The organism is Roseovarius dicentrarchi (assembly GCF_003316635.1).
Taxonomy (GTDB): Bacteria; Pseudomonadota; Alphaproteobacteria; order Rhodobacterales; family Rhodobacteraceae; genus Roseovarius; species Roseovarius dicentrarchi.
This window is the reverse complement of record NZ_QNQP01000003.1, coordinates 1-17,422: the sequence shown is the minus strand read 5'-3', so window position 1 is coordinate 17,422 and position 17,422 is coordinate 1. Positions and strand designations below refer to the sequence as shown.

The 17,422-nt window shown below is 61.8% G+C and carries 22 protein-coding genes and 1 tRNA gene; 10 read left to right on the top strand and 13 right to left on the bottom strand.

Features of this window, described 5'->3' with window-relative positions; all coding sequences use genetic code 11:
• The first annotated feature begins 41 nt into the window (after positions 1 to 41).
• Entirely contained in the window at positions 42 to 251 is a 210-nt protein-coding gene (locus tag DQ230_RS02645; protein ID WP_113910956.1) for a hypothetical protein, read from the top strand.
• A gap of 8 nt (positions 252 to 259) precedes the next feature.
• On the opposite strand, the gene DQ230_RS17480 is transcribed toward DQ230_RS02645, so the two are convergent.
• The 4 genes from DQ230_RS17480 to DQ230_RS02630 form a co-directional block, all read right to left on the bottom strand.
• Positions 260 to 541: an AAA family ATPase gene (locus tag DQ230_RS17480; RefSeq protein WP_338050493.1), complete on the bottom strand. Its 282-nt coding sequence runs from the start codon at positions 539 to 541 to the stop codon at positions 260 to 262.
• A gap of 5 nt (positions 542 to 546) precedes the next feature.
• Positions 547 to 798 carry an AAA family ATPase gene (locus tag DQ230_RS17475; protein WP_338050492.1) on the bottom strand — a complete coding sequence of 84 codons (252 nt, stop codon included), beginning with the start codon at positions 796 to 798 and terminating at the stop codon, positions 547 to 549.
• Positions 799 to 967: 169 nt separating this feature from the next.
• A tRNA-Ala gene (locus tag DQ230_RS02635) sits at positions 968 to 1,043 on the bottom strand.
• Positions 1,044 to 1,127: 84 nt separating this feature from the next.
• Positions 1,128 to 1,454 carry a TIGR02300 family protein gene (locus DQ230_RS02630; protein ID WP_113911147.1) on the bottom strand — a complete coding sequence of 109 codons (327 nt, stop codon included), beginning with the start codon at positions 1,452 to 1,454 and terminating at the stop codon, positions 1,128 to 1,130.
• 107 nt (positions 1,455 to 1,561) lie between these two features.
• Here DQ230_RS02630 and DQ230_RS02625 point away from each other — a divergent pair, with 107 nt between their 5' ends.
• Together DQ230_RS02625 and DQ230_RS02620 are read left to right on the top strand one after the other, a co-directional pair.
• Positions 1,562 to 2,242, top strand: coding sequence for a M48 family metallopeptidase (locus DQ230_RS02625; protein WP_113910955.1), 681 nt, complete (start codon positions 1,562 to 1,564; stop codon positions 2,240 to 2,242).
• A gap of 30 nt (positions 2,243 to 2,272) precedes the next feature.
• A complete protein-coding gene (locus DQ230_RS02620; protein WP_113910954.1) occupies positions 2,273 to 2,920 on the top strand; it encodes a GntR family transcriptional regulator in 648 nt (215 codons plus the stop codon).
• On the opposite strand, the gene DQ230_RS02615 is transcribed toward DQ230_RS02620, so the two are convergent.
• Both DQ230_RS02615 and DQ230_RS02610 read right to left on the bottom strand, forming a co-directional pair.
• A complete protein-coding gene (locus DQ230_RS02615) occupies positions 2,917 to 3,879 on the bottom strand; it encodes an acetyl-CoA carboxylase carboxyltransferase subunit alpha (RefSeq protein WP_113910953.1) in 963 nt (320 codons plus the stop codon). The genes DQ230_RS02620 and DQ230_RS02615 overlap by 4 nt on opposite strands.
• Positions 3,880 to 3,940: 61 nt before the next feature.
• The gene (locus DQ230_RS02610; protein ID WP_113910952.1) at positions 3,941 to 4,549 is read right to left on the bottom strand and encodes a LysE family translocator; all 609 of its coding nucleotides are present in this window, start codon (positions 4,547 to 4,549) and stop codon (positions 3,941 to 3,943) included.
• 91 nt (positions 4,550 to 4,640) lie between these two features.
• On the opposite strand from DQ230_RS02610, the gene zapE reads away from it, so the two are divergent.
• The 5 genes from zapE (at position 4,641) to hemF (ending at position 8,882) form a co-directional block, all read left to right on the top strand.
• On the top strand, positions 4,641 to 5,699 hold the full coding sequence (gene zapE, locus DQ230_RS02605) for a cell division protein ZapE (protein WP_113911146.1): 1,059 nt from the start codon (positions 4,641 to 4,643) through the stop codon (positions 5,697 to 5,699).
• 98 nt (positions 5,700 to 5,797) lie between these two features.
• Positions 5,798 to 6,136 (top strand): ATP-dependent Clp protease adapter ClpS, encoded by a 339-nt coding sequence (gene clpS, locus DQ230_RS02600; protein WP_113910951.1) that lies wholly within the window; start codon positions 5,798 to 5,800, stop codon positions 6,134 to 6,136.
• 5 nt (positions 6,137 to 6,141) lie between these two features.
• Entirely contained in the window at positions 6,142 to 7,131 is a 990-nt protein-coding gene (locus tag DQ230_RS02595) for a class I SAM-dependent methyltransferase (RefSeq protein ID WP_113910950.1), read from the top strand.
• Positions 7,132 to 7,158: 27 nt separating this feature from the next.
• Entirely contained in the window at positions 7,159 to 7,959 is an 801-nt protein-coding gene (locus DQ230_RS02590; RefSeq protein WP_113910949.1) for an SDR family NAD(P)-dependent oxidoreductase, read from the top strand.
• Between the two features lie 32 nt (positions 7,960 to 7,991).
• Positions 7,992 to 8,882 carry an oxygen-dependent coproporphyrinogen oxidase gene (hemF, locus tag DQ230_RS02585; RefSeq protein WP_113911145.1) on the top strand — a complete coding sequence of 297 codons (891 nt, stop codon included), beginning with the start codon at positions 7,992 to 7,994 and terminating at the stop codon, positions 8,880 to 8,882.
• Positions 8,883 to 8,886: 4 nt separating this feature from the next.
• On the opposite strand, the gene DQ230_RS02580 is transcribed toward hemF, so the two are convergent.
• The 3 genes from DQ230_RS02580 to leuD form a co-directional block, all read right to left on the bottom strand.
• A complete protein-coding gene (locus tag DQ230_RS02580; protein WP_203227988.1) occupies positions 8,887 to 9,882 on the bottom strand; it encodes an endonuclease/exonuclease/phosphatase family protein in 996 nt (331 codons plus the stop codon).
• A gap of 50 nt (positions 9,883 to 9,932) precedes the next feature.
• Positions 9,933 to 10,769 carry a hypothetical protein gene (locus DQ230_RS02575; RefSeq protein ID WP_238987403.1) on the bottom strand — a complete coding sequence of 279 codons (837 nt, stop codon included), beginning with the start codon at positions 10,767 to 10,769 and terminating at the stop codon, positions 9,933 to 9,935.
• A gap of 304 nt (positions 10,770 to 11,073) precedes the next feature.
• Positions 11,074 to 11,679, bottom strand: a complete 606-nt coding sequence (gene leuD / locus DQ230_RS02570; RefSeq protein WP_113910948.1) for a 3-isopropylmalate dehydratase small subunit — start codon at positions 11,677 to 11,679, stop codon at positions 11,074 to 11,076.
• Between the two features lie 87 nt (positions 11,680 to 11,766).
• On the opposite strand from leuD, the gene DQ230_RS02565 reads away from it, so the two are divergent.
• Entirely contained in the window at positions 11,767 to 11,982 is a 216-nt protein-coding gene (locus tag DQ230_RS02565) for a hypervirulence associated TUDOR domain-containing protein (protein WP_113910947.1), read from the top strand.
• Positions 11,983 to 11,993: 11 nt separating this feature from the next.
• On the opposite strand, the gene leuC is transcribed toward DQ230_RS02565, so the two are convergent.
• The 3 genes from leuC to DQ230_RS02545 form a co-directional block, all read right to left on the bottom strand.
• On the bottom strand, positions 11,994 to 13,397 hold the full coding sequence (gene leuC, locus DQ230_RS02560) for a 3-isopropylmalate dehydratase large subunit (RefSeq protein WP_113910946.1): 1,404 nt from the start codon (positions 13,395 to 13,397) through the stop codon (positions 11,994 to 11,996).
• Between the two features lie 321 nt (positions 13,398 to 13,718).
• A complete protein-coding gene (locus DQ230_RS02550; protein WP_113910944.1) occupies positions 13,719 to 14,420 on the bottom strand; it encodes a response regulator in 702 nt (233 codons plus the stop codon).
• Positions 14,420 to 14,914, bottom strand: a complete 495-nt coding sequence (locus DQ230_RS02545) for a MarR family winged helix-turn-helix transcriptional regulator (protein WP_113910943.1) — start codon at positions 14,912 to 14,914, stop codon at positions 14,420 to 14,422. Before DQ230_RS02545 ends, DQ230_RS02550 begins: the two co-directional genes overlap by 1 nt.
• 155 nt (positions 14,915 to 15,069) lie before the next feature.
• On the opposite strand from DQ230_RS02545, the gene DQ230_RS02540 reads away from it, so the two are divergent.
• Positions 15,070 to 15,936: a branched-chain amino acid aminotransferase gene (locus DQ230_RS02540; protein WP_113910942.1), complete on the top strand. Its 867-nt coding sequence runs from the start codon at positions 15,070 to 15,072 to the stop codon at positions 15,934 to 15,936.
• 172 nt (positions 15,937 to 16,108) lie between these two features.
• Here DQ230_RS02540 and DQ230_RS02535 read toward each other — a convergent pair whose 3' ends face one another.
• Positions 16,109 to 17,272: a hypothetical protein gene (locus DQ230_RS02535; protein ID WP_113910941.1), complete on the bottom strand. Its 1,164-nt coding sequence runs from the start codon at positions 17,270 to 17,272 to the stop codon at positions 16,109 to 16,111.
• Positions 17,273 to 17,422 lie beyond the last annotated feature (150 nt).

Below are 17,422 nucleotides of genomic sequence, written 5' to 3'. Positions count from 1 at the left end.
GTCAAGCCGCATAAGCTGCGGTCTCAATGGCGCGGTTACGCATGATCCCCGTAGCTGTCGAGTTCTTGAAGGAGAACTATGGTGCGAAGTTGAGAGTGGCCCAAGATGCACTTGATGACGCCGAGATAAGCGAAAAGACGTTCCACAAATTTTGCTTCGATCCCGTTGATGTCTTTGGTGGCGACGCAGTCGTGCGCCGTATCCTAGCATCCCGTGGCAAAGCAAGTGATCGCTTCTGGGTGGAGGAATAATAGGGGAGCTACAGGTTTGGGTTCGCCAACTGCGCACATACAAAGTTGGCGCGTGTTGCGATGTCGGCGCGCGGCAACTCTGTGGTTTCGTATCCGAGGGCGGCGTAGGTCTCGCTCATGGCGGCGCATGTCGCTTCGGCCTCGGCGCGGGTCTGCTTGCGTTCGGCATCCTGCGTGAAGATCTCATCCCAGTGGGACGCAAGGAAGACGCGGGCGTTGTACCGGGCTGTCTTGGCCGCTGTCACGGCGTGAGACGGCACAGCGAGGCCGCAGAGGGTCAGGTAACCCAATAACGTCAGGAGTGCCTCGGTCGAAGATCACTGGGCCCGAGAGCGCCTCTGCGGCGCTGTGCGCGTTCCAGCATCCGTTCGGCATAGGCCATGCGATCCACCCACGGGAGGGCGTCTCCGCCGTTATCTATCTCCTCGCGAATGATCGCGCGGCCGGATTCGGGGATCGCGTGAAAGCCGCGACGGGCAAGCTCGGTTATGAGGCTGGTCTTGCCCGCACCGGGGCCGCCCGTCACGACGTAGAAATGGTCGCTCATGGGCCATCCCCGGGTTTGACAGATGGAGGGCTGCGCAGCGATCGACGCTCCGAAAGCCGCGGATCAAGGCAGCATGGATTATCGCAGGGAAAACAGCACCCGTCTGCGCGGCAGAGGCAAATCCTCTGACGAAAAAGGCAGAACTATCTGGTGATTTCCAAGAGTGAATTGGTGGAGCCTAGGGGGATCGAACCCCTGACCTCCTGCATGCCATGCAGGCGCTCTCCCAGCTGAGCTAAGGCCCCAAGGCGACCGATGCGGCCGCTGAATGCTGACTTAGGCAAACCGCCGGGCGGGATCAAGCGAAAAATCCGGCCCGGCGCGCAATATCAGCTGTCGTCGTCATCCGAGGCGACATCCGCGATCTCGTCCAGCGAGACATCGGCGTCGTCATCTTCGTCTTCCAGCACGTCGTCGCCCAGATCCACGTCAACGTCGTCATCATCGTCCAGCACCGCGTCATCGTCGGTGTTGGCGTCTTTCATCTTCTTTGTCTCGGCATCTTCGGCGTCTGCCTTGATCGAGCGGCTTTTGCCGGTGTTCAGCTCGACCACTTCGCCGGTGTATGGGCTGATGATCGGATCCTTGTTCAGGTCGTAAAAGCGCTGGCCGGTCGTCGGGCACAGGCGCTTGACGCCCCATTCTTCCTTGGGCATGTGCGTCCCTTTCAAATATGGTGCCTTGCATGCGATCTGCGCCACCTGCCATAACAGGGCAAAGGTGTCAAAGCTTTTGCGCCTCGGTAGCAGCACAGATCAGGCATATGGGCCAGCATATCCTTCCCGGCAACCCCCCTATCGAAGTTACCTTGCGCCGTTCGGCGCAGGCGCGGCGGATATCCTTGCGCGTGTCCGCGCTGGATGGACGCGTCACGCTGACCCTGCCAAAGGGCCTGCCCGAACGTGAGGCGCTGGATTTTGCCCGCTCCAAACAGGACTGGCTGGCCGGGCATCTGGCGGACCGCCAGCCGGAGGTCGCGGTAGCGCCCGGTGCGCTGCTGCCGGTTGAGGGGCAGATGCTGCGCGTTGAGGCAGGGTCTGGCCGGCGGGTCACGGCGGCGGGCGATTCGCTGCTGGTGCCGGGGGGCAGCGCCGCGCGGTTGCAAGCGTGGCTGAAAACACTGGCGCGTGATAGGCTGGCGGCGGCGTCTGACCGATATGCGGCGGCGCTGGGGCAACCCTACGCGCGCATCACCCTGCGCGATACGCGCTCGCGCTGGGGGTCGTGTTCGTCCAGCAGGGGCCTTAGCTATTCGTGGCGGCTGATCATGGCGCCGCCCGAGGTGCTGAACTATGTCGCCGCGCATGAGGTTGCGCATCTGGAGCAGATGAATCATTCGCCCGCCTACTGGGCCATCGTCGCGCGGCTGATGCCGGACTATCAAACCCATCGCAACTGGCTGCGCCAGAGCGGTACGGCGCTGCATCGCTACCGCTTTGATTGACGCGGGCGCGATTTGTGATCACAAGAACGCATGTTGATGAATCCCCGTCCCGATCCGGCACCTGCCGCCCATGACCGCGTGTATCGCGGGCTCCGCAGCCGCATCATGTATGGCGAAATGGCGCCGGGCGAATCACTGACACTGCGCGGCGTGGGCAAGGATTTTGACGTGTCGATGACCCCCGCCCGCGAGGCGCTGCGCAGGCTGGTGGCCGAAGGCGCGCTGACGCTCAGCAATTCGGGCCGCGTGTCCACCCCATGGCTCAGCAATGACCGGATCGAGGAGCTGGCGGCGCTGCGGTCCCTGCTGGAAGTCGAGCTGGCCAGCCGCGCCCTGCCCCGCGCACACATCGCGCTGATTGATCGGCTGACCACGATCAACGCGTCGATTGCCGAAGATATCGCACGGCAGGATGCGGTGGCCTATATCCGGCGCAATCTGGAATTTCACCGCGCGCTCTATTTGCGCGCGCAGGCGCCCGCGATGCTGGCAATGGCTGAAACCGTGTGGCTGCAACTGGGCCCGACCATGCGCAAGCTGTACGGCAAGCTGCGCCAGAAGGAACCGCCCCCCTATCACCGCCTGATCATCAGCGCGCTGAAGGCCGGGGACGAGCAGACCTTGCGCCTTGCCGTGCGGTCGGACGTGACCCAAGGGCTGCGGATGCTGACAACCTAGGCCGCCAGCCCCTTGGCGCCCATATCCAGAAACTTCCGGCGGCGGTCCGAAATCAGCGCCTTGGGGCTTTTGCCGTCCAGTTCTTTCAGCATCTCGCCCAGCGCCTTGCCGACGTTTTCAATGGCCTGGCCCGGGGCACGGTGCGCGCCGCCCATCGGCTCGTCAATGATACGGTCGGCGATACCCAGCTTGATCAGGTCCTGCGCGGTCAGGCGCAGCGCCTCGGCGGCTTCGCGCATTTTCTCGGCGTCCTTCCACAGGATCGACGCGCAGCCCTCGGGCGAGATGACCGAATACACCGAATGTTCCAGCATGGCCACGCGGTTGGCGGTGGCAAAGGCAACGGCGCCGCCCGATCCGCCCTCGCCGATCACGGCGCTGATCAGCGGCACGCCGATTTGCAGGCATTTTTCGGTTGATCGCGCGATTGCCTCGGATTGGCCGCGCTCTTCGGCGCCCTTGCCGGGATAGGCGCCGGGGGTGTCGATCAGGGTGATGACGGGCAGGCCGAATTTGTCGGCCATTTCCATCAGGCGGATCGCCTTGCGATACCCCTCGGGCCGGGCCATGCCGAAATTGTGTTCGATCCGCGATTTGGTATCGTTGCCCTTTTCATGGCCGATCACCATCACGGGACGGTCGTTCAGCCGCGCCAGCCCGCCCATGACCGCGTGATCGTCGGCAAAGTTGCGGTCGCCGGCCAGCGGCGTGTATTCCGTGAACAGCGCCCGGATATAGGCACCGCAATGGGGCCGCTCGGGGTGGCGGGCGACCTGGCATTTGCGCCACGGCGTCAGATCCTTGTACAGATCGCGCAGCATGGTTGCGGCCTTCTTGTCCAGACCGGCGGCCTCGTCTTCGACATCGACGCCCTCGCCCGCGCGGGCCATCGCGCGCAGCTCTTCTGCCTTGCCTTCGATTTCGGCAAGGGGTTTTTCAAAGTCGAGGTAGTGGGTCATCGTCGCGGCTCCGGTTGGTGCCTGCGTTATATGGCTTGGTGGTGCCGTAATTGCAATCGGTTCAGCCAGAGGCAGGCCACAGCACCGGCACCAGCGTGCCGACCAGCAGCACCGCCATTGTCCAGTTAAAGATGCGCAACCGCACGGGCGTACTCAGCAGGCGGCGCATCTGCTGGCCCAGCGCGGTCCAGCTGGTCGTGCTGATCGTGGACACTGCACAATAGACACCCGCGACCCACAGGATCGCGGTCGGCTCGCGCCCGCCGGCATATAGCGTAATGGCCGACAGTGCCATGAACCACGCCTTGGGGTTGACCCATTGAAACGCGGCGGCCTGAAGGAAGGTCAGCGGCTTGCCGGTTTGCGCATCCTCCGCGCGGGAGGGTGGCGCGGCATTGGCGATTTTCCATGCCAGAAACAGCAGGTACGCGACGCTCAACACCGTCAGAATGGTCTGGACGATTGGAAACGCCTCGAACACGCGCATCACGCCGATGCCGACCAGCGTGGTCAGAATGGGCATGCCCAGGCCCACGCCAAACATATGCGGCACTGTCCGGCGAAACCCGAAATTGGCGCCCGATGCCATCAGCATCAGGTTGTTCGGGCCGGGCGTGATCACCCCGACAAAGCAAAACGCGACCAGCGCAAAGAGAATCTCAACTGTCATGGCCGCAGTCATAGCGCGCCGCGCGGCTAATGGAATCGGTTTTTGCACGCACCACTTTTCAGGGCCGGATTGCCGGGCTATGGCTGATGCCATGAAAACGATGCCTGAAATATACGCCGACATGGTCGCCAATGGCGCGCTGACTGCCGACCCCGCGCAGGAGGCGGTTCTGCCTGAATTCGAGCGGATGCGCAGCGCCTTGCAGGACGCCCAGCCAAAGGGGTGGTTTCGCAAGGCGCCCGAGCCGCCCAAGGGCCTTTATATGTGGGGCGGCGTCGGGCGCGGCAAATCCATGCTGATGGATATCTTTGCCGCGTCGCTGGACGTCCCGAACCGGCGCGTGCATTTTCACGCCTTCATGCAGGAAATCCATGCGGGCATTCACGAAGCCCGGCAAAAGGGCGCGCAGGATGCCGTGGCCCCGGTGGCCGCAAAGGTGGCCGAGAATGTGCGCCTGCTGGCCTTTGACGAAATGCAGATCAGCGACATCACCGATGCAATGATCGTCGGGCGCCTTTTTCAGGCGCTGTTCGATGCGGGCGTTGTGGTGGTCACGACATCCAATCGCCTGCCCGACGATCTGTACAAGGACGGGCTGAACCGTCAGCTGTTCCTGCCGTTTATCGAATTGCTGAAACAAAACATGGTGGTGCATCACCTGTCCTCTCCCACCGATTACCGGCAGGACCGGATCGCCGGAAACCAGACCTACTTCACCCCCAACAACGCCGAGGCGCGCGGCCAGATCGACGCCATATGGCAAAGCCTGACAGGGGGGCAGGCGCAGCCCCATACCCTGACCGTGCAAAAACGCGCCGTGGAAATTCCGGCCTTTCACAACGGTGTGGCGCGCGCCACATTCTTTGACCTGTGCGGCCGCATGCTGGGTCCGGCGGATTATCTGGCAATCGCCGAGGCCGCCCGCGTGCTGGTGCTGGAGGATATTCCGTTGCTCAGCCGCCAGAACTTCAACGAGGCAAAGCGCTTTGTCACCCTGATCGACGCGCTGTACGAGGCCCGCGTCAGGCTGATTTGCAGCGCCGCCGCCACGCCCGAATTTCTCTATGTCGAAGGCGAAGGCAGCTTTGAATTTGAACGCACCGCCAGCCGCCTGCGCGAAATGCAGTCCGATGGTTGGGGCGCGGACTGAGCGGATGGCAGGGCCGGATCGCTGCCCCCTTTCAAATAACGCGCCAAAGGCTATATAGATCGCCAGACACCGAACCCGCTTAACACGACGTGGACGACATGACCCTGACCCCCTGGACACTGACAGACAAAGGCGACGACGATTCCGACGCGTCGGTTGTCGTCGCCACACGCCCCAAGACAAAGCGCCCGCCGCTGTACAAGGTGCTGCTGCTGAATGACGATTACACGCCGATGGAATTCGTCGTTGCCGTGCTGGAACGGTTTTTCAACATGAACAGCGCCCAATCGTTCGAAATCATGCTGACCGTGCATAAAAAAGGCGTTGCCGTCGTCGGCGTCTTCAGTCACGAGATCGCGGAAACCAAGGTGGCACAGGTCATGGACTTTGCCCGCCGCCACGAACACCCCCTGCAATGCACAATGGAACGGGAATAGCGCACGTGACAGGCATCCGGTTATCCCTGGCGCTGGAGGGCGGTCTGGCCCTTCCAGCATCCGCGCGCATTGCCGTGTTCGCACCCACCGACAGCAGCGACCTGTCGCCCCTGCCCGCAGATATGTGCCACATCATCACCACGGACAAACCCGCACGCGACCATTTCGCCGCGCTGGGATACACCTGCAACACCGCGCCCGAGGGGCGCTATGGCGCCGCGCTGGTCTGCCTGCCGCGCGCCAAGGATCTGGCCCGCGCCCTGATCGCGCAAGCGGCGGACGTCACCGACGGGCCGGTGATCGTCGACGGGCTGAAAACCGACGGCATCGAATCCGCGCTGAAGGCGTGCCGCGCCCGCGCCACCTGCGAGGGGCCCGTCAACAAGGCCCATGGCAAGCTGTTCTGGATGAACCCGGCGCCCGAATTCAGCGACTGGCGCCAAGGCCCGCCGCAGGAAATCGGCGACGGCTTCGTCACCGCGCCCGGCGTGTTTTCCGCCGACGGGATTGATCCCGCCTCGCGCGCGCTGGCCGATGCCCTGCCCGAAAAACTGGGCGCGCATGTGATAGATCTGGGCGCTGGCTGGGGATATCTCGCGCGCCGCGCGCTGGAGCGGGACGCGATCCGCCAGATCGACCTGATCGAGGCAGATCATACCGCGCTGTCCTGCGCCCGCCTGAACGTCACCGACGCCCGCGCGCAGCTTTATTGGGAGGATGCGCTGCGCTGGCGCCCCGATACTGCTGCCGATACCGTCCTGATGAACCCGCCCTTTCACACCGGGCGCAAGGCGGACCCGGCGCTTGGCCGCGCCTTTATCGCCGCTGCGGCGGAGATGCTGAAACCCTCCGGCCAGCTGTGGATGGTCGCCAACCGCCACCTGGCCTACGAACGCGCACTGGCCGAACACTTTGCCGAAGTGGCCGAGGCACCGGGCGGCGACACCCGGTTCAAACTGCTGCACGCCCGCCGCCCCCTGCGCAAAAAGCGTTAAGCGCGGCATCATCCCAAGGATACAAAAATGTCATTTTCAATCTCCGGCAAGACGGCCATCGTCACCGGCGGCGCCAACGGCATCGGGCTGGCCATCGGTCGGCATCTGGCTGACAAGGGCGCGAATGTCATGTTCGCCGACATTGACGAGGATGCCCTGATAAATCAGCTGGGCGACAATCCAGAAGACGGGCCAATCCGTTATTTCGCAGGCGATTTGCGCGAAAAACTGACGCTGGCAAACCTGCTGTCGGCCACCATCGACGCGTTCGATTCAGTCGATATTCTGATCAACGCCTCGCGTCAGGTCTGCGTGTCCGATCCGCTGAATCCTGACGATGACGCTGTCGGAATGTTGCTGGAACAGAACCTGATGACGTCCCTGCGCCTCAGCCAACTGGTGGCCAAGCGGATGATCAAACAGTCCGAGGGCGAGGAAAATCCGACCGGCGGCGCCATCGTCAACCTGTCCTCCATCGCCGCCGGCCGCGCGCATCCCGATCTGCTGGCCTATGCCATTTCAACCGCAGCGGTCGAGCAGATGACACAATCCCTGGCCGTCGCGCTGGCGCCGCACCGGATCCGGGTGAACGCACTGGCCTTCGGCTCGGTCATGAGCCGGTCCTTGCAGGAAACCCTGAAAGACCACAGCGATTATCGCACCGACATCGAGCAGCACACGCCGCTGGGCCGGATCGCATCGTGCAGCGAGCTGGTCGAGGCGGTTCAGTTTCTGGCCAGTGACGGCGCAGGCTTCATGACCGGCCAGATCATGACACTGGACGGCGGGCGATCCCTGGTTGATCCTGTGGCCTCTCCGGCGCACTGATACCGCATTTTGGCCAAGCAGCGAGGCACATGATGAGCAACGATTTCACCCCCCGCAAACGCCGCGCCGCAGACTGGTTTACCGCTCTGCGTGATCAGATCGTCACGGCGTTCGAGGGGCTGGAGGACAGCCACGACACTGGCCCGCTATCAGATGCGGCGCCGGGCCGGTTCGAACTGACCAAGACCAAGCGCACCGCCGACGACGGCAGCGACGCGGGTGGCGGCCTGATGAGCGTCATGCGCGGCGGTCGCGTCTTTGAAAAGGTGGGCGTCAACGTGTCCGAGGTGTACGGCGTCCTCGGCCCCGCCGCGCAAAAGGCGATGGCGGCGCGCGGCGTGCCGGGTATGGAGGACAACCCCAGCTTTTGGGCCAGCGGCATCAGCCTGGTCGCGCATATGCAGAACCCGCATTGCCCCGCCGTCCACATGAACACCCGCATGTTCTGGACGCCGCATGCATGGTGGTTCGGCGGCGGCTCTGACCTGAACCCGTGCATCGAATACGAGGCCGATACCGCGCATTTCCACAACCAGCAGCGCCTGCATCTGGACCCGCACGGCACCGGCCACTATCCCCGGCTCAAGGCATGGGCGGATGATTATTTCTACATCCCCCACCGCCAGCGCGCGCGCGGGGTCGGCGGCATTTTCATGGACGATCAAAACTCCGGCGATTGGGAGGCGGATTTTGCCCTGACCCAGGATATCGGCCGTGCCTTCCTGCCGGCATTCGTGCCGCTGATCGAAACGCGCCGCGCGCAGGCGTGGACAGATGCCGACAAGGATGCGCAGTTGGTACATCGCGGTCTCTACGCGGAATACAATCTGGTCTATGACCGGGGGACAAAATTTGGCCTTGCCACGGGGCACGATCCCAGCGCGGTGCTGATGTCGCTGCCGCCGATGGCCAAATGGGTCTAGCGCGTCACCTTGTTTGCAGATCCACCCAGACCATCCGGTGACGGCTGGCCAATTCCGATACGCGCGCGCCCTCACCTTCCACCGGCCAATGAACGCCAGACGCGCTCACCGTCCAGTCGCGCGATGGCAGAACATAGCTGACACGCATCTGCGACGGTGTGACGCGCGGCCAGTTCACCGTTGCCTCTGGCGGATCGCCCGGCGGCGCGCGCGCGCGCAGCGGTACGGGGTCGGTCACGCGCGGGTCGGCCAGAAGGCCCCTGATCCCGGCCTTGATCCCCTCGCTGCGGTGTGGGTCTTGGTTGGCATGGCCCAGCAGCACGAAACGATCATCAGGAGCCGGGCCAAAAACACCGTCCAGATAATGCTGCCAGAACCTGAGCTGATCGTGATTACGCCGACCGTTGCGGTCCTCTGGCCCGTCAAAGACCGGGGCATTCGCGTGGAACGCCAGCAGGGTGACAGGCCCGCTGTCATGCAGCACCGGAACAGCCCATTGCGCCACATCCGCCAGCCGCAGCGCGCCCTGCGCCTGCGCTGACGGGAACGGTGCGCCGTTCACACCGGGCAGCAAGGCCCCCGGCACATCGCGCCATAAAATACCGCTCAGGTCCTGCACGGCATCAACTGCAATCGGATACCGCGAAAGCACGGCCATGCCGCCCTGTCCCAGAAAGGCGCCGTATCCTTGGGCGTCCTCCGGTTCGCCCAGCCGTCCGTCACCGTCCATGTCCAGATCTGTCGCCATCCCGGTGTTGGGCAGTCCGGCATAAAGATGTTCATAGCGCAAACCCTGCGCCGCAATCAGATCACGCAGCGCGATCAGCGCGCGCAGCTCCATATCGTAATCGACGTTCTGAAGCAGCAAGATATCCGGCGCCACCGCCGCGATTGTCTGTGCAGCAGCATCCACCTGCGCATCACCGCCGCGCACGATATCACGCAGCAGCAGACCCGGCCCATCGCGCGTCAGTTCAGCATTCCATGTCGCAACCCGCAACGTATCTGCGCCCGCCGCGCAGGCCAGCAGCCAGATAATGCACGCCGCCGCTAGACTGTTTGCAATGCGTCCTCGGCCTTGGCATAGGCGCGCCGCCGCTTTGCTGTGATCAGTTCGGCCACCCGGTGCATGGCAATGCCCCGCATGACCAGACTGGCAGGAATGAAGGCCCATGCGCAAATAATCCAGATCAACGTTTTCGGGTCCAGCATCCTGCCAGACTCCAGCACTCCGGCCAAAACTGACACAAGCGCCGGCGCCAAGAATGGCAGAACAATCCCTAAGGACACGTTAATCACCGCCTCTTTATTCAGCTTCTGAACAACATCCGCGCCGCCGGTTGGGTCAAACAGGGGCAAGTTCATCCACACGTTGAACGCCCCGCGCCGTACAGGCCACCCCAGAAACCGCACGATCAAAACGAAAAGGGCCAACATGATCAGTGATATAGAATAGCAAACCGCCGCCGCGATCCCCACAAACTCAGCCAGACCGGGCGGCGTATGCGGCGGCACCAGCAATATTACCGAGCGGACCGGCGAATACGGAAAATCCAGCGCCGCGCGCGCCGCACGGCCGATATCGGCCAGCAAAACAGAGAGCGAACTGGGGTCAGTGCCCGCGCGCGCAATCAGCGACAGGCTCAGAACCGATAAGGCGATGCAGGAAAACTTGATACGGTTGTACGGTGCCGCAAATCTGAATTCCAGAATGCTGGGCGAATGGGCGGTGTATTCGACAAAAATCAACAGCCCCGCGACAAACCCGATCAGAATCACAATCTGGCTGGAATCCTGCGCGCCCGACGTCAACATAAGTGACGGCAGCGTGACCAGTACGGCCACGATAATCGCGCGCGCTAACGCGCTGCATAGCTGAGCTATCAATGCCTGTTCCCTTCAACTTGGCCTGCGCGATACGATGCCGCGACGTTGTTCCAAACTGATCCCGCTCTTTACGGCGGTATGCCTCATTTAAGTCTTATTCTTGCCTTGTTTCGGATTGGCGCTCAAGGAATTAGGGGGCATTGCCCACCGCGGCACACAACAAGGTGGCCAGACTGGTGCGGGATTGCATCAATCGCTGGGATAGATTTAGCAGGGATTGTGCCGACAACAACATCTAGGTGCCGGGCGTGACCCAGCACCTAAAAGGCGAAATTCGCCCGAACCAGCGGTTCGGGCGACGATGTCAGACCCAGGGGCGCGTGGCGCCAACACCGGCCTCGAAGGCGTTGATCGCCTGGACTTTTTCCATGGTCAGGCCAATATCATCCAGCCCTTCCAGCAGGCAGTGCTTCTTGAAGGCATCCACTTCGAACGAAATCACCTCTCCTTCGGAGGTGGTGACAGTCTGCGCCTCCAGATCCACTTCGATCCGCGCATTGGCGCCCTTTTGGGCCTCGTTCATCAGGATATCGACCTGCTCTTGCGGCAAGGCGATTGGCAAAATGCCGTTCTTGAAGCAGTTATTATAGAAAATATCGGCAAAGCTGGGCGCGATGACGCAGCGGATTCCGAAATCCTTGATCGCCCAAGGGGCATGTTCGCGCGACGATCCGCAGCCGAAGTTATCGCCGGCGATCAGGATCTCGGCGTCGCGATAGGCGGGTTTGTTCAGCACGAAATCGGGGATTTCGTTGCCGTCTCCATCATAGCGCATCTCGTCGAACAGGTTCACACCCAGACCCGACCGCTTGATCGTCTTCAGAAACTGCTTGGGAATGATCATATCGGTGTCGATGTTGATCATCGGCATGGGTGCGGCAATTCCGCTGATCTTGGTAAACTTTTCCATCGGTCTGTCCTTTTGTCGGGGCCGCGCGCCGGGAACCGGGCCTGTGCGGCGGGCGTTCAGCGTTGGAACGCGAAGGGAGTTGGCATCATGTCATACAGCGAAGGCACGAAGGTGGAATGGGATTGGGGCGACGGCACCGGGACCGGCAAGGTGACCAAGGTTTACACCCGAAAAATCACCCTGACGATCAAGGGCACCGATGTGACGCGCGACGCCTCGGACGATTGCCCCGCCTACCGCATCGAGCAGCAGGACGGGGACGAGGTGTTGAAATCGTACAGCGAACTGCGCAAATCGTCCTGACGCCGCCCGCATCACATCATCTCGCGTACATCGGTCAGCCGGCCCGTGATCGCCGCCGCCGCGGCCATAGCCGGGCTCATCAGATGCGTGCGCCCGCCGCGGCCCTGACGGCCCTCGAAATTGCGGTTCGACGTGGCGGCGCAGCGCTCGCCCGGTGACAGCTGATCGGGGTTCATTGCAAGGCACATGGAGCAGCCGGCAAGCCGCCACTCGAAACCCGCTTCGATGAAGATATCTGCCAGCCCCTCTTCCTCGGCCTGCGCCCGGACAAGGCCAGAGCCTGGAACGATCATGGCGCGCAAGCCGTCCTTGATCTTCTTGCCCTTCAGGATCGAAGCCGCAGCGCGCAGATCTTCAATTCGTCCGTTGGTGCAAGACCCGATAAACACCGTGTCAATTTCAACCTCGCTCAGCGGGGTGCCCGCCGTCAGGCCCATATACTCCAGCGACCGCTTTGCCGCGTCGACCTTGCCACCGGTGAAATCATCGGGCGCAGGGACATTGGCGGTGATAGGCAGAACGTCCTCGGGGCTGGTGCCCCATGTGACGACCGGCGCGATATCCTCTGCCTTCAGCGTGACAACCTTGTCCCAATGCGCGTCATCGTCGGAATGAAGCGTTTTCCACCAGGCCAGCGCGGCCTCCCACTGCGCGCCCTTTGGCGCGTGTGGGCGGCCCATGCAGTATTCAAACGTCTTCTCATCAGGCGCGATCAGACCGGCGCGCGCGCCGCCCTCGATGGCCATGTTGCAGACGGTCATGCGCCCTTCCATCGACAGATCGCGAATGGCCTCACCGCAATATTCGATGACGTAGCCAGTGCCACCCGCTGTCCCGGTTTTGCCGATGACGCTCAGCGTGATGTCCTTGGCGGTCACGCCCGGCGCCAGCTTGCCGGTGATCTCGACCTTCATGTTTTTACCCTTGCGCTGGATCAGCGTCTGGGTGGCCAGCACATGCTCGACCTCGGATGTGCCGATACCATGCGCGAGCGCGCCAAAGGCCCCATGCGTTGCGGTATGGCTGTCGCCGCAAACAACAGTCATGCCGGGCAGGGTCCAGCCCTGCTCGGGGCCGACGATATGTACGATGCCCTGACGGATGTCGGACACGGGGTAGTAATGGATGCCGAAATCGGCGGCATTCTTGTCCAGCGCCTCGACCTGGATCTTGCTTTCGGGGTTTTCGATTCCCTTGGCACGGTCCAGCGTGGTCGGCACGTTATGGTCCGGCACCGCAATCGTGCGCTCTGGCGCGCGCACGGTGCGGCCGGTCATCCGCAGCCCCTCAAAGGCTTGCGGACTGGTGACTTCATGCACCAGATGCCGGTCGATATAAAGAAGACAGGTGCCATCCTCGGCCTCGTGCACCAGATGAGCATCCCAGATTTTATCGTAGAGCGTCTTGGGGGACATAGGTCCTCTCCCATATTGTCAGATTGTGTCGAAAAACGGCGGACGAATGTCCTTCATAGATGCGCAAGCACCGACAGGGACGCACCAAAGAACCGCCAGGGCAGGCGCGAACGGTCGTCGATGTCAAAAATCTTTTTCATGCCCCTCAGATACTACCTGCCGCCGAGTCTCGCAAGAGCCATGGAATCTTGCGCCGCGCCCGTCGTCCAAAAGAGATTTTATGCCTTCGGCGAGGATATTTTCAGCAAGAAGAACGGGCGGGCGGCGATGGATTGAACCGCACCAGGTTTTTTCTTGGTACAAATACCCAAATCCTCCGGTTCAGTCTGGCGCCAGCATATAACCTTCGCCGCGCACCGTTTGCAGATAGCGGGGCTGTTTTGGATCGGCCTCGATCTTGCGGCGCAGGCGGGTGATCTGCACGTCTATGGCGCGCTCTTGCGCCTGGCCCCGGTCCCGGCCCAGATCCTCGACCAGCTTGGCGCGGCTGACGGGTTGGCGGAGGTTCTGTGAGAACAGCCGCATCAGCTGAACCTCGGTTGCGGTCAGGCGAATGGGTGCGCCCCCTTGCGTCAGTTCCGAGCGGTCGATGTCGTATCGGACCGCGCCGAGATTGATCACTTTCGGCGCGGCGCCTTCCGGTTCTGCATCTGGCATGCGTCGCAGGATGGCATTGATCCGCAGCAGCAGCTCTTTGGGCTCGAAGGGTTTGGCCAAATAATCGTCAGCCCCGGCTTCCAGCCCTATGATGCGGTCATTCGTCTCGCCGCGGGCCGTCAGCAGCAGGATGGGCGTATCCAGCGACGCGCGCAGGCCGCGCGTGAGGGCGACGCCGTCTTCGCCGGGCATCATCACATCCAGTACGATCAGATCAAATTCCAGCCCGGCCAGAATGCGGCGGGCATGGGCCGCATCCCGCGCGACCGACACCAAAAAGCCATTGCGCGACAGAAACTTGCGTAGAAGCCCGCGAATACGCTCGTCATCATCGACGATCAGCAGATGGGGGGCGGGATCGGTCATCAGGATGTGCCTCGCAATGTCTGGTAGCGGCGGCGCATGTCAGGGTCCATCATCGCCTCCAGCACTTGCCGGAATCCCATCACAGCCTCGGGGCCTGCTGCGCGATAGGCCGCACGCAGGCGGACCCGCTGCGCGTCACTCAACTCGCGCTCAAGCGATTTGCCCGCTTCTGTCAGATACAGGTTACGCTCGCGTTTATCCGATGCGCCGACTCGGCTTTCGACCAGGCCATCCGCGACCAGCGTCCGCAGGACCCGGTTCAGCGATTGTTTGGTCACGCCCAGGATATTCAGCAAATTGGTGACGGTCGTGCCGGGTTTGCGCGCGATGAAATGCACCGCGCGATGATGTGCGCGCCCATATTCCATGTTTGCCAGGATGCGATCAGGATCCGCGGTAAAGCCCTGATAGGCGAAAAACATGGCCTCGATGCCCTGTTGCAACTGCTCGTCCGTGAGGAATAGCAGCATTTCGCCGCCCTGCACTTCAGCCATGTGGTATCCCCTGTCGTCTGTCATGAACAACTTACGTCAGCTTTATTGACTTTCCAAGTTTCAACTGGTAGCGAATCGCAGTTTCTGCGCAATTTTATGCCCGTTTCGGTCATATTCAGCGCAATAAACGCAAAATCAGAATGTGGAGTCCAGAAATGGCAGGATATGACGACCGCGACGGAATGATTTGGATGGACGGCAAAATGGTCGATTGGCGCGCGGCCAACGTTCATGTCCTGTCGCATGCGATGCACTATGCCAGCTCTGTGTTTGAGGGCGAGCGTGCGTATAACGGCAAAATCTTCAAAAGCCGCGAGCATTCCGAGCGTCTGCATTTTTCCGCGGGCGAGCTGGATTTTCAAATCCCCTACACCGTCGATGAGATAGAGGCCGCGAAGGCCGAGGTTCTTGCTACGGCGGGTCTGAGGGATGCCTATCTGCGCGCCATCGCATGGCGGGGCGCCGGGCCGGATATGGGGGTTGCCAGCGCGCGCAACCCTGTGCATCTGGCGATTGCCGCGTGGGAATGGGGCGCCTATTACGGCGACGCCAAGACCAAGGGCGCCAAGCTGGACATCTCGAAATGGAAGCGCCCCAGCCCCGAGACGATCCCGGTCCACGCCAAGGCCGCCGGCCTTTACATGATCTGCACCACATCCAAGCACGCGGCCGAGGCCAAGGGATGTTCGGACGCCTTGTTCATGGATTATCGCGGCTACGTGGCCGAGGCGACGGGGGCCAACATCTTCTTCGTCAAGGATGGCGAGGTGCATACGCCGCTGGCCGATTGTTTCCTGAACGGGCTGACGCGGCAAACCGTTATCGGCATGCTGAAAGAGCGAAATGTCACCGTCCATGAGCGGCACATCATGCCCGAGGAAATGGAAGGGTTTCAGCAATGCTGGCTGACCGGCACAGCGGCCGAAGTGACCCCCGTGGGCATGATTGGCGACTACACGTTCGAGGTGGGAGCACTGACCCGCGACATTGGCGCCGCATATGAACAGCTGGTGCGCAGCTGATCCCGGCAGGCCAATGCCACGAAAAAGGGCGCCTTTGACGGTGACGCATTCCGTGCCGTGGGACACAGTTTTTAGGAACTGGCTTCAATGAGTATGGCCGCGATGAGAACCATCGCGGCCATTTCTTGTGGTTAAAGATGCGCTTCTTACAAGATGATGGGCGCTTGCAGGCTCAGGTTCGGCCCGCCGCCTTCTCCTCATCGGACGACAAGTCGGTCCGAATGCCCAGAATCTCGGGAATCGGCACGACTTCCATCTTCTCGACGCCAGCATCCGATTGGTCTGTTGGTCGGTTTACTGTCTGGACCGCAGGCGTTTTCCACGACCGGTCCAGCTTGGCGCCCACTTTTGTTCCGGCATAGAGCCAAGGCCGATAGAGCACGCGGTAGAGATCAGGCACATCTTCGCCTCCGCCCTTCCGGAGCTTGCGGGCATCCAGGCCGTGGCGCATTGCTGGAGTGCGCTTCTGCGGCGAGCGCCGGGCGCGGGGCGGAAGCTGGACAAACTCGTCTGTCCCCGGGATGCGGAGGGCGCGTGGCATCAGCTTTCCTGCCTTAGCGAAGTCGTCGATTTCTTCGTATGGTGGCGTATAGACCCTCGGCTCAAAGAAGTTGTAGTTGATCCGGAAGATGTTGATGATCGAGATCAGCATCGCAGGGTTAAAGATTGCTCCCTGAACATACGATCCTCCGATCCGGGCACCGCCGCTGCCAGCTCTGTCCGCCAGGCTGAGGCGCTCTCGGAGCGAGTTCATGAAAGTGCTTGCCGGTTGCAGGGTCGCTTTGTAGATCCACGGTGCCAGTTCCTGGCGGACATCAGCATCGAGAGGGCCATCGAACGGGATGTTCTTTATCTCATTGCGCAGATACCGCGGCAGGATCGGAAATCCGACAACCTTGTCCAGCTCTCCGCTCGCTTGCGTCGGAGAAGACACCCAGAGTTTCGGAAATACGGGGGTCTGGTAGTTCGATCCGGGATACGGACGGGCGCCGCGCAGCGCAGGCTCCATATGGTCCGCGATATAGGCTTCCGTGACGGTGCGGGCATCCGTTTCCGGAGAGAAGCGACCGGCATACATACCGTCGTTGTGAAACTGACGGCGGGATTTCTTGTATGCCTTCACCTTTCCCAGCTTTTCCGGTTTGGTCGTCTTCTTCTTGAACTTCATCGCCAGCCAAACGAAGCGGTCTGCCTGGATCTCCTCTTCGAATACATGTGGAATGATATTGGGTAGGGTGGCCTCCTGTTCAGTTGTCAGAACAATCCGTCCCTTCGGCAGCATCTCCTTGAGAAGAACGAAGTGTGCGGCCTTGGTGTAGAAGTCGTCCGTCGTCATTCCCTTGAAGGAGCCGCGTTCGGCGTAAACATCCGCCGAGGGCCGCGGTCAGGCAGCCTTGACTTGGTGCGTTGCTGCGTTCCATTCCCACGGCAGCAACTCGTGCAGGCGTGAGACCGGCATGTCGGAGATGCGGGCGATGACGTCAGC

Bases quoted from the DNA above. Each gene is read 5' to 3' on its own strand.
- leuC (WP_113910946.1), bottom strand. From the start codon at position 13,397: ATGTCCCCCAAGACGCTCTACGATAAAATCTGGGATGCTCATCTGGTG.
- clpS (WP_113910951.1), top strand. From the start codon at position 5,798: ATGACCCTGACCCCCTGGACACTGACAGACAAAGGCGACGACGATTCC.
- DQ230_RS02545 (WP_113910943.1), bottom strand. From the start codon at position 14,914: ATGGCTGAAGTGCAGGGCGGCGAAATGCTGCTATTCCTCACGGACGAG.
- DQ230_RS02610 (WP_113910952.1), bottom strand. From the start codon at position 4,549: ATGACAGTTGAGATTCTCTTTGCGCTGGTCGCGTTTTGCTTTGTCGGG.
- DQ230_RS02590 (WP_113910949.1), top strand. From the start codon at position 7,159: ATGTCATTTTCAATCTCCGGCAAGACGGCCATCGTCACCGGCGGCGCC.
- hemF (WP_113911145.1), top strand. From the start codon at position 7,992: ATGAGCAACGATTTCACCCCCCGCAAACGCCGCGCCGCAGACTGGTTT.
- DQ230_RS02550 (WP_113910944.1), bottom strand. From the start codon at position 14,420: ATGACCGATCCCGCCCCCCATCTGCTGATCGTCGATGATGACGAGCGT.
- DQ230_RS02625 (WP_113910955.1), top strand. From the start codon at position 1,562: ATGGGCCAGCATATCCTTCCCGGCAACCCCCCTATCGAAGTTACCTTG.
- DQ230_RS02615 (WP_113910953.1), bottom strand. From the start codon at position 3,879: ATGACCCACTACCTCGACTTTGAAAAACCCCTTGCCGAAATCGAAGGC.
- DQ230_RS02645 (WP_113910956.1), top strand. From the start codon at position 42: ATGATCCCCGTAGCTGTCGAGTTCTTGAAGGAGAACTATGGTGCGAAG.
- zapE (WP_113911146.1), top strand. From the start codon at position 4,641: ATGAAAACGATGCCTGAAATATACGCCGACATGGTCGCCAATGGCGCG.
- DQ230_RS02620 (WP_113910954.1), top strand. From the start codon at position 2,273: ATGTTGATGAATCCCCGTCCCGATCCGGCACCTGCCGCCCATGACCGC.
- DQ230_RS02535 (WP_113910941.1), bottom strand. From the start codon at position 17,272: ATGACGACGGACGACTTCTACACCAAGGCCGCACACTTCGTTCTTCTC.
- DQ230_RS02630 (WP_113911147.1), bottom strand. From the start codon at position 1,454: ATGCCCAAGGAAGAATGGGGCGTCAAGCGCCTGTGCCCGACGACCGGC.
- leuD (WP_113910948.1), bottom strand. From the start codon at position 11,679: ATGGAAAAGTTTACCAAGATCAGCGGAATTGCCGCACCCATGCCGATG.
- DQ230_RS02540 (WP_113910942.1), top strand. From the start codon at position 15,070: ATGGCAGGATATGACGACCGCGACGGAATGATTTGGATGGACGGCAAA.
- DQ230_RS02565 (WP_113910947.1), top strand. From the start codon at position 11,767: ATGTCATACAGCGAAGGCACGAAGGTGGAATGGGATTGGGGCGACGGC.
- DQ230_RS17475 (WP_338050492.1), bottom strand. From the start codon at position 798: ATGAGCGACCATTTCTACGTCGTGACGGGCGGCCCCGGTGCGGGCAAG.